The organism is Lysobacter sp. N42, assembly GCF_004344885.1.
This window is the reverse complement of the sequence record NZ_SKFB01000008.1, coordinates 118,720-134,074: the sequence shown is the minus strand read 5'-3', so window position 1 is coordinate 134,074 and position 15,355 is coordinate 118,720. Positions and strand designations below refer to the sequence as shown.

Annotated in this window: 13 protein-coding genes; 3 read left to right on the top strand and 10 right to left on the bottom strand. The window is 70.9% G+C overall.

Annotation, left to right across the window (positions count from 1 at the left end):
• Both EYQ95_RS14385 and EYQ95_RS14380 read left to right on the top strand, forming a co-directional pair.
• On the top strand, positions 1-255 hold a 255-nt coding region (locus EYQ95_RS14385; protein ID WP_132327909.1), incomplete at its 5' end, for an Hsp20/alpha crystallin family protein.
• Positions 256-372: 117 nt separating this feature from the next.
• Complete coding sequence (locus tag EYQ95_RS14380; protein WP_132327908.1) at positions 373-1,263, top strand: DnaJ C-terminal domain-containing protein; 891 nt, start codon at positions 373-375, stop codon at positions 1,261-1,263.
• Between the two features lie 157 nt (positions 1,264-1,420).
• On the opposite strand, the gene EYQ95_RS14375 is transcribed toward EYQ95_RS14380, so the two are convergent.
• The 10 genes from EYQ95_RS14375 to purB all read right to left on the bottom strand — a co-directional run bounded on the left by EYQ95_RS14375 (position 1,421) and on the right by purB (position 13,813).
• A complete protein-coding gene (locus EYQ95_RS14375; RefSeq protein ID WP_132327907.1) occupies positions 1,421-1,786 on the bottom strand; it encodes a PleD family two-component system response regulator in 366 nt (121 codons plus the stop codon).
• A gap of 58 nt (positions 1,787-1,844) precedes the next feature.
• Positions 1,845-2,837 (bottom strand): oxidoreductase, encoded by a 993-nt coding sequence (locus EYQ95_RS14370; protein WP_132327906.1) that lies wholly within the window; start codon positions 2,835-2,837, stop codon positions 1,845-1,847.
• A gap of 46 nt (positions 2,838-2,883) precedes the next feature.
• Positions 2,884-3,480 (bottom strand): TIGR00730 family Rossman fold protein, encoded by a 597-nt coding sequence (locus EYQ95_RS14365; protein WP_132327905.1) that lies wholly within the window; start codon positions 3,478-3,480, stop codon positions 2,884-2,886.
• A 72-nt stretch (positions 3,481-3,552) separates the two neighbouring features.
• Positions 3,553-4,983 (bottom strand): dihydrolipoyl dehydrogenase, encoded by a 1,431-nt coding sequence (lpdA, locus tag EYQ95_RS14360; RefSeq protein ID WP_132327904.1) that lies wholly within the window; start codon positions 4,981-4,983, stop codon positions 3,553-3,555.
• A 173-nt stretch (positions 4,984-5,156) separates the two neighbouring features.
• The gene (gene sucB / locus EYQ95_RS14355; RefSeq protein WP_132327903.1) at positions 5,157-6,389 is read right to left on the bottom strand and encodes a dihydrolipoyllysine-residue succinyltransferase; all 1,233 of its coding nucleotides are present in this window, start codon (positions 6,387-6,389) and stop codon (positions 5,157-5,159) included.
• Positions 6,390-6,447: 58 nt separating this feature from the next.
• A complete protein-coding gene (locus EYQ95_RS14350) occupies positions 6,448-9,279 on the bottom strand; it encodes a 2-oxoglutarate dehydrogenase E1 component (protein ID WP_132327916.1) in 2,832 nt (943 codons plus the stop codon).
• A gap of 151 nt (positions 9,280-9,430) precedes the next feature.
• The gene (locus EYQ95_RS14345) at positions 9,431-10,327 is read right to left on the bottom strand and encodes a GNAT family N-acetyltransferase (RefSeq protein WP_132327902.1); all 897 of its coding nucleotides are present in this window, start codon (positions 10,325-10,327) and stop codon (positions 9,431-9,433) included.
• Complete coding sequence (locus EYQ95_RS14340; protein WP_132327901.1) at positions 10,324-11,496, bottom strand: cupin domain-containing protein; 1,173 nt, start codon at positions 11,494-11,496, stop codon at positions 10,324-10,326. Before EYQ95_RS14340 ends, EYQ95_RS14345 begins: the two co-directional genes overlap by 4 nt.
• Entirely contained in the window at positions 11,493-12,437 is a 945-nt protein-coding gene (bla, locus tag EYQ95_RS14335; protein WP_132327900.1) for a subclass B3 metallo-beta-lactamase, read from the bottom strand. Before bla ends, EYQ95_RS14340 begins: the two co-directional genes overlap by 4 nt.
• Positions 12,437-13,813 (bottom strand): adenylosuccinate lyase, encoded by a 1,377-nt coding sequence (gene purB / locus EYQ95_RS14330; RefSeq protein WP_132327899.1) that lies wholly within the window; start codon positions 13,811-13,813, stop codon positions 12,437-12,439. The genes bla and purB overlap by 1 nt, the downstream gene beginning before the upstream one ends.
• A 109-nt stretch (positions 13,814-13,922) precedes the next feature.
• Between purB and EYQ95_RS14325 the strand changes: the two genes are divergently transcribed.
• A complete protein-coding gene (locus EYQ95_RS14325; RefSeq protein ID WP_132327898.1) occupies positions 13,923-15,332 on the top strand; it encodes an aspartate ammonia-lyase in 1,410 nt (469 codons plus the stop codon).
• Positions 15,333-15,355: the final 23 nt, after the last annotated feature.

Genomic DNA, 15,355 nt, shown 5'->3' with positions numbered 1-15,355 from the left:
AACGACAGCTGCATCGCACTCACCCCGATCACGGTGAGGCATTGTCGCGCAATCGGGCGGAGTTGTTCAGACCTTCCCTACGGCATGTTCCACCGCCGCTTCGCGCTGCCCGACAGCGCCGACCCGGATGGCATCACCGCGAGCGGGCGCAACGGCGTGCTCGAGATCAGCATCCCGAAGCGTCCGGAGACCACGCCGCGCCGCATCCAGGTGGGTAGTGGCGGCACCGCAGGCGAGGCCGGCACCCGCCAGTAAGCGAGCCATCGGGGCGACGTGGGCCGGTATGGCCGCGTCGCCCCGAGCGGGCGTGACTACACTACGGCCTGCGAGCGACGCTCGTGGGCCGTTTCAATTTGACCAGCCGGAGCGTCGATGCAGTTCAAGGACTACTACGAAATCCTCGGCGTCGAGCCGACCGCGGGCGATGCGGAGATCAAGACCGCCTACCGCCGGCTGGCGCGCAAGTACCACCCCGACGTGAGCAAGGAGCAGGGCGCGGAGGAACGTTTCAAGGCAGTCAACGAGGCCTACGAGGCACTGCGCGATCCCGCCAAGCGCCAGGCCTACGACCAGTTGCGCGCGCGCGGCTACCGGCCCGGCGATGACGTGCAGCCCGGGCCGCAGGGCTTCGAAGGTTTCGGTGGCGTCGACTTCGAGGAAATCTTCGCCGGCGGTGGAGCCGGCGGCGGGTTCAGCGACTTTTTCGAGAGCCTGTTCGGCCAGGCCCGCCGTGGCCCGGGCCGGCCCGGTGCCGGCCCGCGCACCGCGCCGCGGGGCGACACCCGCGCCAAGCTCGCGGTTCCGCTGGAGGCGGTGTACGCCGGCAGCAGCGTGCGCATCTCGGTGGCGGGCCGCACCCTCGACGTGCGTGTGCCCAAGGGCGTGCGGGAGGGGCAGGTCATCCGTCTCGCCGGCCAGGGGAGCCAGGGCGGCGATCTGCTGCTGGAGGTGGAATACGCCGCGCACCCGCAGTTCGAGGTCGATGGACGCAACGTCATCCACGTCGTGCAGGTCGCGCCCTGGGAAGCCGCGCTGGGCGCGACGGTCAGCGTGCCCACGCTGGGCGGACCCGTGGAACTGAGGATCCCGCCGAACTCGGATGCCGGGCGCAAGCTGCGCCTGCGTGGACGGGGCCTGCCGGGCGCCGCGCCGGGCGACCAGATCGTGGAACTGGAGGTCGTGGCGCCCCGGCCGCAGACGGTCGCGCAGATCCAGGCCTACGAGGGGCTGCGCGACGCGTTCGGCGGGGAGTGGAAGCGTTGAGCATCGGCCCCGGGCGTAGGCCCCGGGGCAGCGCCTTCGCGACAGGCGCGCGTCACCTCGTGCAGCGCCGGCGCGGGCGGCACGTCGCCGACGGAGGGGCGGCGCGATTGCGGCATGGGCTCGACCGCGCGGCGTGTCACGCCGCGTCGCGCACGGCTCAGCCCGGCATCAGCTGCCCGATGACCTCGGCCAGTTCGTTGTCGTTGAACGGCTTGGTGATGTAGGCCTTGGCCCCCTGCCGCATGCCCCAGACACGATCGGTGTCCTGGTCCTTGGTGGTGACCAGCACGATCGGAATGTGCTTGGTCGCCGGGTCCCGGCTGATCGCCCGCGTGGCCTGGAAGCCGTTGAGGTTGGGCATCACCACGTCCATGAGGATCAGGTCCGGCAGCTCGCGCTTGGCCGCCTCGACTCCCGCCGCCCCGTCCTCGGCCGTCAGGGCCTCGTGCCCGAGCTTCTCGACGAGGCGGCGGATGCCCATCAGCTGGGAGGGCGAGTCGTCGACGATCAGGATTCGGGCCATGGCGGGATCTCGGGAATTGACGCGATTCTAACGGGGCGCCACGGCAGTTCGACAAGCCTCAGAAACGCACCACGGTGCGTCCGAAGGAACCGCCGGCCAGCATGGTGGGAAAAACCGAGGGCAGCTCGTCGAGCGTGACCTCGCGGGTACGGATCCGGTCCAGGTGTGCGGGCTTCCAGTCGGAGGCCAACCGCTCCCAGATCCGCTCGCGCACCGGGCGCGCGGTGCCCGCGGAGGCGACGCCCAGCAGGGAGACGCCGCGGATGATGAAGGGCATGACGGTGGTCTGCAGCTCCGCGCTCGCGGCAAGCCCGGCGGTGGCGACGTTGCCGTACGGGGCGGTCTGCGCCAGCAGGCTCGCAAGCATCGTGCCGCCGACGTTGTCCAAGCCGCCGCCGAAGCGCGCCGACTCCATCGCGCGTTTCGTCGACAGCGCGTCGCGCCCCAGCACCTCGCGCGCGCCGATCGAGCGCAGGAACCCGGCCTGGTCGGCCTTGCCGCTGATGGCGTGCACCTCGAAGCCGGCGCGGGTGAAGATGTCGATCGCGAGCATGCCGACGCCGCCGCTGGCGCCGGTCACCGCGAGCGGGCCGTGGTCGGGCGACTGCCCGTTCTCCAGCATGCGATGCAGGGCGAGCGCGGCGGTGAAGCCCGCGGTGCCGAGTGTCATCGCCTCGCGCAGGTCCAGCCCGGCGGGCAGGGGGACGGTCCACTCCGCTTCCAGCCGCGCGTACTCGCAATAGCCGCCGTCGCGCGTTTCCGACAGCCCGCAGCCGGTGACGAGGACGGCGTCGCCCTCGCGGAAGCGCAGATCGCGGCTCTCGACCACCCGGCCGGCCACGTCGATGCCGCCCACCAGCGGGAACCGGCGCAGGATCTTGCCCTCGCCGGTGCCGGCCAAGGCGTCCTTGTAGTTGACCGACGAGTACTCCGTGCGGATCACCACCTCGCCTGGCGCGAGGTCGTCCAGCGACAGCGATTCGATGCCGCTGCGGTAGCCGCGATCGTCGTTGTGGATGCGGAAGGCACGGAAGGAAGCGGGCGTCGTCATGTCGGCTCGTGCATGCGGGGGCACGGGCATCGTAGCCCGCGCGACGTCAGCGGCGAAGCTCGCGGCGGTGCTTCTCGTCGAGCCACTTTTCCGCCTGCGCGGGCGTGTAGGCTCGCATCCACGCGAGCATCGCGCCGGCATCGTCGCCGTGCCAGAGGTCCGCGCGCTGGGCGGGATGCAGGAAGCGCTCTTCGACCATGCGGTCCAGCATCGCGATCAGCGGCTGCCAGAAGCCGTCGACATCGAGGAAGGCGCAGGGCTTGTCGCCCAGGCCGAGCTGGCGCCAGGTCAGCATCTCGAACATCTCGTCCAGCGTGCCGAAGCCGCCGGGCAGGGCGACGAAGGCGTCGGCCAGGTCGAACATGCGCGCCTTGCGCGTATGCATGTCGGTCACGACCTCGAGCCGGGTGAGGCCGCGATGCGCGACTTCCCAGTTCACCAGCTGCTCGGGGATGACGCCGACCACCTCGCCGCCGGCCTCAAGCGCCGCATCCGCAACGATGCCCATCAGCCCCACGTTGCCGCCGCCGTAGACGACGGTGAGCCCCTCGGCGGCCAGGCGGCGGCCGAGCTCCGCCGCGCGTTCGGCGTAGACGGGGCGGGCGCCGGAGTTGGAGCCGCAGTAGACGCAAACGGATTTCATCGGTCTTTCCAGGGGCTGAAACGCGCGACGCCAGACTTTCGCCTGGCGTCGCGCAGTGCGATGTGCGGGCGATCAGTTCGCCTTGTGGATGGCCCGCTTGTGCACGGCCATCGCCGCGTCGTGCACGGCTTCCGACAGCGAGGGATGCGCATGGCAGATGCGGGCCAGGTCGTCCGCCGAGCCCTTGAACTCCATGGTCAGCACGCCTTCGTGCACCAGCTCGGACACGTTGGCGCCCACCAGGTGCATGCCCAGCACCGTGTCCGTTTCGGCATGCGCGAGCACCTTCACGAAGCCTGCCGGCTCGGCCATCGCGACCGCACGGCCGACGGCCGCGAACGGGAAGCTGCCGGCCTTGTACGGCACGCCCTCGGCCTTGAGCTGCTCCTCGGTCTTGCCGACCCAGGCGATCTCCGGCTCGGTGTAGATCACCCACGGGATCGTATCGAAGTTGACGTGGCCCGGCAGGCCCGCGATCAGCTCGGCCACCGCGATGCCTTCCTCGAAGCCCTTGTGCGCCAGCATCGGGCCGCGCACGCAGTCGCCGATGGCCCACACGCCGTCGACCCCGGTGTGGCAGTGCTCGTCGACCACGATCTGGCCGCGCTCGTTGAGCTGCACGCCGGTGCCCTCGGCCAGCAGGCCCCTGGTCGCAGCGCGGCGCCCCACGGCCACCAGCAGCTTGTCGACGACCAGCTCCTGCGCGGCGCCCGAGGCATCGGTGTAGCTCACGTGCACGCCGTCGGCCTGCACGTCGGTATTCGACACCTTGCAGCCCAGGCGGATGTCCAGGCCCTGCTTCTTGAACTCGCGCGCGGCGACCTTGCTGGCCTCGCCGTCGGCGGCGGAGAGGAACGTCGGCATGCCCTCGAGGATCGTGACCTGCGCGCCGAGGCGGTTCCACACGCTGCCCAGCTCCAGGCCGATCACGCCGGCGCCGATCACGCCGAGGCGCCTTGGCACTTCGGTGAAGTCCAGTGCGCCGACGTTGTCGACGATGTGCTCGCCGAACTTCGCGAACGGCAGCTCGATCGAATCGGAACCGGCGGCGAGGATCACGTTCGTGCCCTTGAGCTCGACCGTCGTACCGTCGTGCTGCTTCACCACGACGACGTTGCCCGGCTGCAGCTGGCCGAAGCCGTAGAACGCGCTCACCTTGTTCGCCTTGAACAGCTGGGCGATGCCGCCGGTGAACTGCTTCACGATCTTGTCCTTGCGGCCGACCATCGTGGCGACGTCGATCTTCGCCTCGCCGAAGGCGATGCCGTGGTCGGCGAAGATGTGGTGCATGTTCCAGAACTGGCGGGAGCTGTCGAGCAGCGCCTTGGACGGAATGCAGCCCACGCGCAGGCAGGTGCCGCCGAGGGCGGGCTTGCCGTCCTTGCCGAGCGCCGCGTCGATGCAGGCGGTCTTCAGGCCGAGCTGCGCGGCGCGGATGGCCGCGTGGTAGCCGGCGGGGCCGGCGCCGATGACGACGACGTCGAAGTGCTGTTGTTCGGTCATGGTGTCGATGCCTTTGCTTGTCCTTCTCCCTGCGGGAGAAGGTGGCGCGCAGCGCCGGATGAGGGGAAACGGAGCGAGGATGGTCGTCGGCGGTGGAAGCGGTGCGGCTTCGTCGACCCCTCACCCCAACCCCTCTCCCGGTGGGAGAGGGGTTTCACAGCGTCGCGCCCGACTTACATCCCGAGCAGCATCCGGTGCGGGTTCTCCAGCTGGTTCTTGATGTCGACCAGGAACAGGACCGCGTCCTTGCCGTCGATGATGCGGTGGTCGTAGGACAGCGCGATGTACATCATCGGCGCGGCGATCACCTGGCCGTTCTCGACGATCGCGCGCTCCTTGATCGCGTGCATGCCGAGGATCGCCGACTGCGGCGGGTTGACGATGGGCGTGGACATCAGCGAGCCGAAGGTGCCGCCGTTCGTGATCGTGAACGTGCCGCCCTGCAGGTCCTCGAGGCCCAGCTTGCCGTCGCGCGCCTTCTTGGCGTACTCGGCGATGCCCTTCTCGATGTCGGCGAAGCCCATGCGCTCGACGTTGCGCAGCACCGGCGTGACCAGGCCCTTGTCGGTGGCGACGGCGATCGAGATGTCGGCATAGCCGTGGTAGATGACGTCGTTGCCGTCCACCGACGCGTTGATGATCGGATGGCGCTGCAGCGCGTTCGCGGCGGCCTTGGCGAAGAAGCTCATGAAGCCGAGCTTGATGCCGTTGGCCTTGACGAAGTCGTCCTGCAGCTCCTTGCGCATCTCCATGACCTTGGCGAGGTTGACCTCGTTGAACGAGGTCAGCATCGCGATGGAGTTCTTCGACTGCATCAGGCGCTCGGCGATGCGCGCGCGCATGCGCGTCATCGGCACGCGCTCTTCCGGACGCGCGCCCTGTGTGCCACCCACGGCGGCGCCGGACTTCGCGTAGTTGACGATGTCTTCCTTCGTTACCGCGCCGCGGCGGCCGGTGCCCTGCACGTCGGCGGCGTTGACGCCGGAGGTCTCGGCGGCGAAACGCGCACCCGGCGGAAGCTGGGCATTGGCCGCGCCAGCGGTCGCGCCCGGCGCCGGCTGCTGCGCGGCGGACTTCGGCATGACGGGCTGGGCCTCGTTGGTGGTGGCCGCGTCGTTCTTCGCGTCGGCCACTTGCGCCGGCGTGACGGCGGGTGCGGCCGCGGCGGCACCGGCCTCGACGATCGCGATCACCTGCTCGCTGTTCACCGTCGCGCCCGTGTCGAAGCGGATCTCCTTGAGCACGCCGTCGACCGGCGAGGGCACTTCGAGCACGACCTTGTCGGTCTCGAGGTCGACGAGGTTCTCGTCGCGCTTGACCGCGTCGCCGGGCTTCTTGTGCCAGGTGGCGATGGTGGCGTCGGAGACCGACTCGGGCAGCACGGGAACCTTGATTTCGGTGCTCATGGGGAAGCGTCCTGGGAGAAGTGGGGATGCGGCAGGAGGAGCGGGCGGGGCGCGGGGATCACTCCTCGCACGCCTCGCCGGTAAGCGGGTTGACGAGCGCGTCGGCGATCAGCTGGTTCTGCTCGCGCACGTGGTCGGCGAAGTGGCCGGCCGCCGGCGAGGGCGAACGCGCGCGGCCCGCGTAGTGCAGCGACTGCTTCGCGCCCAGGCAGGCGACCAGATGGTGGCGGATCTGGTACCAGGCGCCCTGGTTCATGGGCTCTTCCTGGCACCACACCACGTCCCTGGCCGCATAGCGTGCGAGCTCGGCGCGCAGTTCCGCGCGCGGGAACGGGTAGAGCTGCTCGATGCGGATGATCGCGACGTCGTCGGCGCCGCGCTTCTGCATGTCCTCGATGAGGTCGTAGTAGACCTTGCCGCCGCAGAGCACCACGCGCTTGGCCTTCTTCGGGCTGGCGTAGACGTCGGGGATGAGCTTCTGGAAGGTGCCGGTGGCCAGCTCGTCCAGCGAGGACACCGCGAGCTTGTGGCGCAGCAGCGACTTCGGCGTCATCACCACCAGCGGCTTGCGCGTGGTCATGAGCATCTGGCGGCGGATCATGTGGTAGGCCTGCGCCGGCGTGGTCGGGGTGCAGACGATCATGTTGTCGAGCGCGCACAGCTGCAGGTAGCGCTCCAAGCGCGCGGAGCTGTGCTCCGGGCCCTGGCCCTCGTAGCCGTGCGGCAGGAACAGCGCCAGACCGCAGAGGCGGCCCCACTTGGCCTCGCCGGAGGACAGGAACTGGTCGATGACCACCTGCGCGCCGTTGGCGAAGTCGCCGAACTGGCCTTCCCAGATGTCCAGCGTCATCGGATCGGCGGTGGAGTAGCCGTACTCGAAGGCCATCACCGCTTCCTCGCTGAGCAGCGAGTCGATGATCTCCACGTCCTTCGGGTTCGACACCAGGCCACGCAGGGGCAGGTAGTACTCGTCGGTCGTCTGCTCGTGCAGGATCGCGTGGCGGTGGAAGAACGTGCCGCGGCCGCAGTCCTGGCCGACCAGGCGCAGCCTGTAGCCCTGGTCCAGCAGCGTGGCGTAGGCGAGGTTCTCCGCGAAGCCCCAGTCGCCCGCGAGCTCGCCCGCGGTCATGCGGCGGCGGTCCTCGTAGATCTTCGCCACGCGCGGATGCAGCTTGATGCGCTCGGGAATCGTGGTGATCGCCGTCGCGAGCTCGACCAGGCGGCTGCGGTCGAAGCTCGTGTCCACCGGCTCGGCGAGCTTGCCGGCCAGGAAACGCGACCAGTCGGGGGTGAACTCGTCGGGCTTGACGTCGACCACTTCCGCCGTGACCTCGCCCGCGTCGAGCTTGGCGCGGTAGGCATCGGCGACGGCCTGCGCGTCGGCCTCGCCGATCACGCCGTCGGCCACGAGGCGGCGCGCGTACAGCTCGCGCGGCGTCGGGTGCTTGCGGATCACCTGGTACATCAGCGGCTGCGTCGCCGCCGGCTCGTCGGCCTCGTTGTGGCCGTGGCGGCGGTAGCAGACCAGGTCGATGACCACGTCCTTGCCGAAGGTGTTGCGGAAGTCCAGCGCGAGCTCGCCGCAGAACAGGACGGCGTCCGGATCGTCGCCGTTCACGTGCAGCACGGGTGCGCCGACCATCTTGGCCACGTCCGTGCAGTAGAGCGTCGAACGCGCATCCTGCCGCTCGCTGGTGGTGAAGCCCACCTGGTTGTTGATGACGATGTGCACCGTGCCGCCGACCGCGAAGCCGCGGGCCTGCGACATCTGGAACAGCTCCATCACCACGCCCTGGCCGGCGAAGGCGGCGTCGCCGTGCATCAGCACGGGGATGACCTGGCGGCGCGAATCGTCGCCACGGCGCGTCTGGCGCGAGCGCGCGCTGCCGGCGACCACGGGGTCGACGATCTCCAGGTGCGACGGGTTGAACGCGAGTGCGAGGTGCACCGGGCCGCCGGGCGTGGCGACGTCGGCGGAGAAGCCCATGTGGTACTTGACGTCGCCCTGGTGGGCGAGGTCCGTGTGCATGTGCTCGAACTTGCCCTCGAACTCGTCGAACAGGTGGCGCGGCGGCTTGCCGAGCGTGTTGACGAGCACGTTGAGGCGGCCGCGGTGGGCCATGCCCATCACGACTTCCTTCGCGCCCTGGGTGCCGGCGCGGCGGATCATGTCGTCGAGCAGCGGGATCAGTGCGTCGCCGCCTTCCAGCGAGAAGCGCTTCTGGCCGACGTATTTGGTGCCCAGGTACCGCTCCAGGCCGTCGGCCGCGGTGAGGCGCTCGAGCACGCGCCTGCGGTCCTCGGCACTGCGCGCGTAGCGCCCCCCGGCCTTCTCCATGCGCTCGTACAGCCAGCGGCGCTGCTCGGCCTCGGCGATGTGCATGAACTCCGCGCCGATTGACCCGGTGTAGGTCGACTTCAGCAGCGAGACGAGGTCGCCGAGCTTCATGCGGTCGCGGCCCGCGACGCCGCCGGTGCTGAATTCCGCCGACAGGTCGCGCTCGGACAGGCCATGGAAGCCCAGTTCGAGGTCGGGCGCCTCGGGCTTCTTCTCCAGGCCCAGCGGATCGAGCTGCGCGGCCAGGTGGCCGCGCGAACGGAAGGCGATGATCAGCTTGCCGACGGCGCGCTGGCGCTCGTCACCGGCTTCGCTGCCGCCCGCGGCGACCATCCCGCGGGAGGCCTGGCGGCCGGCCTCGGCGATGGATTCGATCACGGCCGAATGCGGGACCTCGGCGGTCGAACCCCTCCTCACGCCATCGAAGTAGGCCTTCCATTTCGGGTCCACGCTGTCCGGCGCGACCAGGTACTGCTCGTACAGGTCCTCGACAAAGGCGGCATTCGCGCCGAGCTGGGAGGACTGGGCAAACTGCTTCAGGAGGCTGTCCACGATGAGGGTCGGGATCTCGGAGGGGCGGCGGGAGGCGCCGTGGAGGCCGCGCCGGGGCATGCGCGCGGGCCGGACGGAAACGGGGGCGCCAAAGAAGCCGAATTATAGCGGGAGCGGGAGGTTAGGCGGCCATCGTCCGATGGTGGAACGCTCAGATGCCGAGCGCGCGCAGCTCCGTTGCCGGCCGTGCGCGCTCCCAGGCGGCATCGAAGACCGTGCGCAGCTGGCGCATGCGCGCCGCGCCGTCGAGCATGACCTCGCCCTCCAGGCGGTGCCCCAGCGGGCGGAAATACCAGCCGCCGGTGTCGCTGGCGGCGAAGGCCGACGGGTAGTTCAGGTCGACGGGCTCGTCGATCACGCGGATGGCGAACGCCGTGGGCAGCCGCTGGGCCAGTGCGATCAGCGGGGCATGGGCGCGCTGGGGCGCGGCCACGTCCTGCAGCAGCAGGCGCACCTCGCCGCCACGAACGGCCAGCCGGCGGAAGGCGGCGAGCACCTCCGGGCGGTCGAGCAGGCCGGGGTCGAGATCGCGCGAGTAGATGATGGCGGCGCGCCGGGCCGAGGCGAGCACGGCGACCACTGCCGCCTGTGCCTGCGGGGCGGTCTCGATGGCGGCCGGGCGGCCCAGCGGGCGCTGCATGGCCTGGTGCTGTATACCGGCTTCCTCGAAGCGCTCGCCGACCGGAATGAAGCCCTCCGCCGCGTAAAAACCTTCGGCATCGACCTGCGCATGCAGGTGGACCTCGGCCAGGCCCGCCTCGGCTGCCCGGCGAAGCAGCAGGCGCAGCATCGCGAGCCCGACGCCGCGGCCGCGCCAGTCGCGCAGCACCGCCATGCGGCCGATCTTCCCGTCCGGCGCCAGGCGCCCGGTGCCGATCGCACGGCCCTCGGCGTCGCGCGCGATCACGTGGGCGCACAGCGGGTCGAGGGCGTCGCGTTCGAGCTCGGCCGGAACCTGCTGCTCCTCGACGAAGACGGCATCGCGCACGGCCCGCAGGGCCTGCAGGTCGGCGGCGTAGTCGGCGAACGCGACGTCGAAACGGCTCATGCCGCCTCCTCGTTCAGATGGTAGTGGCCGCTGGCGGCGAGCTCGCAGACGGCGGCCCGGCCCTGTGGCGACAGCCCCGCCCAGTCCGCCCCGCCGATGCTTTCCGCATTGGCCAGACGGCGCGCGTCGGCCAGTGGCAGGGCCAGTACGTGGCCGGCGACGTACAGGTGCGCCCCGCGCGCCGCCCGGCGCCAGGCCATGCGGGAGAACGGATTGCGCAGCAGGCGTGCGCCCTCGGCCATGGCGCGGCCGATGCGCGCCGGATCCAGGTCGGCGTCGGGCGCGGCCACGATGCCGGCGCTGCGGTAGGTGGTGATGAAGCGCCCGAACCAGTCGCCCAGCCGCTCCGGGTCGTTCATGCGCAGCATGTTCAGCGCCTCCACCACGCGGCCCATCGCCGCGGCATCGATCTCGAAGGGATCCCGGGCGGGGGCGAGGTCGGGATCGTGGTAGCGCAGTGCCTCGTCGGCATCGGCGGCCAGCGTGTCGACGAAGTCGCCCAGCAGCTCGGCCGCGGAGGGCGCGCGCATGCCGACCGAGAAGGTGAGGCAGGCGTCCTCGGCCACGCCATGGTGCGGTACGCCGGGCGGCAGGTAGAGCATGTCGCCCGGTGCCAGCACCCAGTCGTGGGTGGGCGTGAACTCACGCAGCAGCTTGATTTCGGCATCGTCGCGGAAATCGAGCGGCGGGCTGGGCGAGGCGTCGATCTGCCAGCGGCGATGGCCCTTGGCCTGCAGCAGGAAGACGTCGTACTGGTCCACGTGCGCGCCCACCGACCCGCCCGGCGCCGCGAAGGAGATCATGACGTCGTCGATGCGCCAGCGCGGCAGGAACGCGAAGTGCGCCAGCAGCGCGGCGACGTCGGCGTCCCACTTGTCGCCGTCCTGCACCAGCAGCGTCCAGTCGCGCTGCGGCATGCCGGGGAATTCGTCTTCGGCGAACGGGCCGGTGCGCAGCGTGTAGCGGTCGGTGGCGCGGTCGTGGCTGATGATGCGCGACAGCGCCATCTCCTCGCAGGCCAGGCCGGCGAGGTCCTCGGGCTCGATGGGCGTGACGAAGCCCGGGAAGGCGTTGCGGATCAGCAGCGGCCGCTTCTGCCAGAACTCGCGCAGGAAGCGCGCCGGCGGCATGCCGAGCGGGGGGCGCTTGCGGGCGTCGATCTCGATCATGGCGTGGCGCGTTCCTCGGCGAGGCGGGACTCGAGCCGGCGCTCGGCGGCGTCGGCATAGGCACGGCAGGCGCCGGGTTCGGCGAGCGGCCGGGTCGCGCCCGGGCCCAGCCGCGACCATAGCGCGGAGGCCTGCGGATGCGGCGTCAGCAGCAAGTCGCAGGGCAGGCCGCGGACGCGGCTGAAGCTGGCCTCGAACGCGGGCAGCACCTGGGGATGCGTGGCGGCGTCGCTGAAGCGGTAGGCCGGCGCGGAGACCGCGGTCAGGCTGTCGACGAAGACGATGTCGAGGCAGGCGCCGGCCTGGCAGGAGCGCCAGGTCCAGCTGGTGCCGCCCGGCGCGTGGCCCGGCGTGGCGTGCGCCGTGAAGGCGAGCGGGCCCAGGCGCAGCACGCCGCCGTTGGCGATGGGATGCGTCGCGCCCGTGCCGGCGCCGGCGAAATCCGGCAGCGCGCCGTGCTGCGGGTCGGCCGGCGTACTGAGCCCGCTGCGCAGGGCCGGCAGGGCCGCGTCGAGGGCGACGAGGCTGGCGCCGGACGCGCGCTGCAGGGCTGCGAGGCCGCCCGCGTGGTCCACGTGCGCATGGGAATTGAGCAGGTAACGCACGTCCTCGACGCGGAAGCCGAGCGCGCGGATGTTGGCCATCACCTGCGGGGCGGCCTCGGCGGCGCCGGCGTCCAGCAGCACGTGGCCGGCATCCGACGTCACCAGCAGGGCGGTGATGCCGCAGGTGCCGACGTACCAGGTGCTGCCGTGCACGTGGCGGGGCGTGGCGGGGTCGTTCCAGCCGGCGTCGTCGGCGCAGCGGCCGGATGCGTTCTCAGCCTCGGCGGCCGCGTGCGGGCGCGCGGCGGCGGCCGTGGCCGTGCCGCCTGCCGGGAGCGCGTGCGTCGCGGCGCAGCCCGTTGCGGCGAGCACGCCCGCGAGCGCGAGCGCGCGCATCAGACCTCGCGCGCGAGCGTGGCCGCGCGGCCGATATAGGTGGCCGGCGTCATCTCCACCAGGCGCTGCTTGGCCTCGGCCGGCAGTTCCAGGCCGGCGATGAACCCGCGCATGGCCTCCTCGCTGATGCCGTGGCCCCGCGTGAGCGCCTTGAGCTGCTCGTAGGGCTGCGGCAGGCCGTAGCGGCGCATCACGGTCTGCACCGCCTCCGCCAGCACCTCCCAGGAAGCGTCGAGGTCGGCGGCCAGGCGCTCGGGATTCGCGCTGAGCTTGCCGAGGCCGCGCATCAGGGCGTCGAAGCCGATCAGCGCATGGCCGAACGCGGTGCCCAGGGCGCGCAGCACGGTGGAGTCGGTCAGGTCGCGCTGCCAGCGGCTGATGGGCAGCTTGGCGGCGAAATGCTCGAAGAGCGCATTGGCGATGCCGAAATTGCCCTCGGCGTTCTCGAAGTCGATGGGATTGACCTTGTGCGGCATGGTGGAGCTGCCCACCTCGCCGGCTTTCACCGCCTGCTTGAAGTATCCCAGCGAGATGTAGCCCCAGACGTCGCGGCACAGGTCGATGCAGATCGTGCCGATGCGCTTCATCGCGTCGGAGATCTCGGCCACGCCATCGTGGGGCTCGATCTGGGTGGTATAGGGCTGCCAGGCCAGGCCCAGCGATTCCACGAAGCGCTGCGAGAACGTGTGCCAGTCCACGTCCGGGTAGGCGGCCATGTGCGCGTTGTAATTGCCCACCGCGCCGTTGATCTTGCCCGGCATGGGCAGGGCTTCGAGCACCTGGCGCTGGCGCTCCAGGCGCGCCACGACGTTGGCGATCTCCTTGCCGACGGTGGTCGGCGAGGCCGTCTGCCCGTGCGTGCGCGAGAGCATCGGCAGCTCGGCATGGGCATGGGCCATGCCGCGCAGCTTGGCGATCAGCTCGCGCAGGCGCGGCAGCAGCACGTCCTCGCGCGCCTCGCGCAGCATCAGGGCGTAGCTGAGGTTGTTGATGTCCTCGGACGTGCAGGCGAAGTGCACGAACTCCAGCGAAGGCGCGAGCTCGGCGTCGTCCTTCAGCCGCTCCTTGATGAGGTACTCGACCGCCTTGACGTCGTGGTTGGTCGTGCGCTCGATCTCCTTGACGCGTGCAGCGTCCTGCGCCGTGAGGCCGTCGGCGAAGGCGCGCAGCCGGGCGACGGCGGCGTCGGAAAAGGCCGGCAGCTCGGCGATGGCGGGCTCGGCGGCGAGCGCGACCAGCCACTCCACCTCTACCTTCACCCGCGCCTTGATGAGCCCGAACTCGGAGAAGATCGGCCGCAGCGCGTCCACCTTGCCGGCGTAGCGGCCGTCGAGCGGGGAGAGGGCGAGCAGCTGGGTTTCGACGGACGGGGTCATGGGCGGGGCGGCGGCGGTGGGGCGGTGATTTTACAGCGCCGCCGCATGGGGCCCGCTGCGCCTTCATCGCGCTCGGCGTAGGCTCGCGGCGTTCCCACCGGAGGCGGCCATGGCGAAGGCGAGTCAGGACTACCGCATCGAGCGCGACAGCATGGGCGAGCTGCAGGTGCCCGTGGATGCGCTCTGGGGCGCGCAGACGCAGCGCGCCGTCGAGAATTTTCCGATCTCCGGGCGGCCCATGCCGCGGGGCTTCATCGAAGCGCTGGGGCTGATCAAGGCCTCGGCCGCCGAGGTGAACGGGGGGCTCAAGCTGCTCGACGCCGATGTCGCCCGCGCGGTGGCGCAGGCCGCCCAGCGCGTGGCGGACGGCGAGTTCGACGCGCACTTCCCGATCGATGTGTTCCAGACCGGCTCGGGCACCTCGAGCAACATGAACGCCAACGAGGTCATCGCGCACCTGGCCTCGACGTCGCGCCGCCGCGTGCATGCCAACGACCACGTCAACCTGGGCCAGAGCAGCAACGACGTGATCCCGACCGCGATCCGCGTGTCGGCGACGGTCGCCTGCGCGCGCGACCTGTTGCCGGCGCTCAAGCACCTGCGCGGGACCATCCAGAAGCGGGCCCGGCCGCTGGCCAGGGTGACCAAGACCGGGCGCACGCACCTGATGGACGCGATGCCGCTCACCTTCGCCCAGGAGTTCGGCGCCTGGGCCTCGCAGCTGGAGTCGGCGCGCATGCGCATCGAGGACGCCCTGGGGCGGCTGCGACGCCTGCCGATCGGCGGTACCGCGGTGGGCACGGGCATCAATGCCGACCCGCGCTTCTCCGCGCGGATGGCGCGCGCACTGAGCAGGCGCGCCGGCGTGCGCTTCGAAGCGGCGGACGACCGCTTCGAGGGGATCGCTTCGCAGGATGATGCCGTCGAACTCTCGGGCCAGCTCAATGCGCTGGCGGTGGCGCTGATGAAGATCGCCAACGACCTGCGCTGGATGAACTCGGGACCGCTGGCGGGGCTGGGCGAGATCGAGTTGCCGTCGTTGCAGCCGGGCAGCTCGATCATGCCGGGCAAGGTCAACCCCGTGGTGCCCGAGGCGGTGGCCATGGTCTGCGCCCAGGTGATGGGCCACCACGCGGCGATCACCGTGGCCGGGCAGAGCGGCAACTTCCAGCTCAACGTGATGCTGCCGCTGATCGCCTACGACCTGCTCGACTCGATCGGGCTGCTGGCGAACGCCATGCGGCTGCTGGCCGATCGCGCCATCGCCGGCTTGAGAATCCGCGAGGACCGCGTGCGCGAGGCCCTGGACCGCAACCCGATCCTGGTCACCGCGCTCAACCCCATGATCGGCTACGAAAAAGCCGCCGCGATCGCCAAGCAGGCCTACCGCGAAGGGCGGCCGGTGCTGGAGGTCGCGGCGGAGGGGAGCGGGTTGCCGATGGCGCAGTTGCGCGCGCTGCTGGATCCCGCAGCGCTCACCCGGGGCGGCATCCGGGAGGGAATGGGCGGCGGCGGCTAGCCGCGCACGCGTCCGCTACGGGC

Coding starts and splice junctions, on each gene's coding strand:
- EYQ95_RS14365 (WP_132327905.1), bottom strand. CDS start 3,480: ATGAAATCCGTTTGCGTCTACTGCGGCTCCAACTCCGGCGCCCGCCCC.
- EYQ95_RS14375 (WP_132327907.1), bottom strand. CDS start 1,786: ATGGCCCGAATCCTGATCGTCGACGACTCGCCCTCCCAGCTGATGGGC.
- bla (WP_132327900.1), bottom strand. CDS start 12,437: ATGCGCGCGCTCGCGCTCGCGGGCGTGCTCGCCGCAACGGGCTGCGCC.
- sucB (WP_132327903.1), bottom strand. CDS start 6,389: ATGAGCACCGAAATCAAGGTTCCCGTGCTGCCCGAGTCGGTCTCCGAC.
- EYQ95_RS14370 (WP_132327906.1), bottom strand. CDS start 2,837: ATGACGACGCCCGCTTCCTTCCGTGCCTTCCGCATCCACAACGACGAT.
- EYQ95_RS14325 (WP_132327898.1), top strand. CDS start 13,923: ATGGCGAAGGCGAGTCAGGACTACCGCATCGAGCGCGACAGCATGGGC.
- lpdA (WP_132327904.1), bottom strand. CDS start 4,983: ATGACCGAACAACAGCACTTCGACGTCGTCGTCATCGGCGCCGGCCCC.
- EYQ95_RS14340 (WP_132327901.1), bottom strand. CDS start 11,496: ATGATCGAGATCGACGCCCGCAAGCGCCCCCCGCTCGGCATGCCGCCG.
- EYQ95_RS14345 (WP_132327902.1), bottom strand. CDS start 10,327: ATGAGCCGTTTCGACGTCGCGTTCGCCGACTACGCCGCCGACCTGCAG.
- purB (WP_132327899.1), bottom strand. CDS start 13,813: ATGACCCCGTCCGTCGAAACCCAGCTGCTCGCCCTCTCCCCGCTCGAC.
- EYQ95_RS14380 (WP_132327908.1), top strand. CDS start 373: ATGCAGTTCAAGGACTACTACGAAATCCTCGGCGTCGAGCCGACCGCG.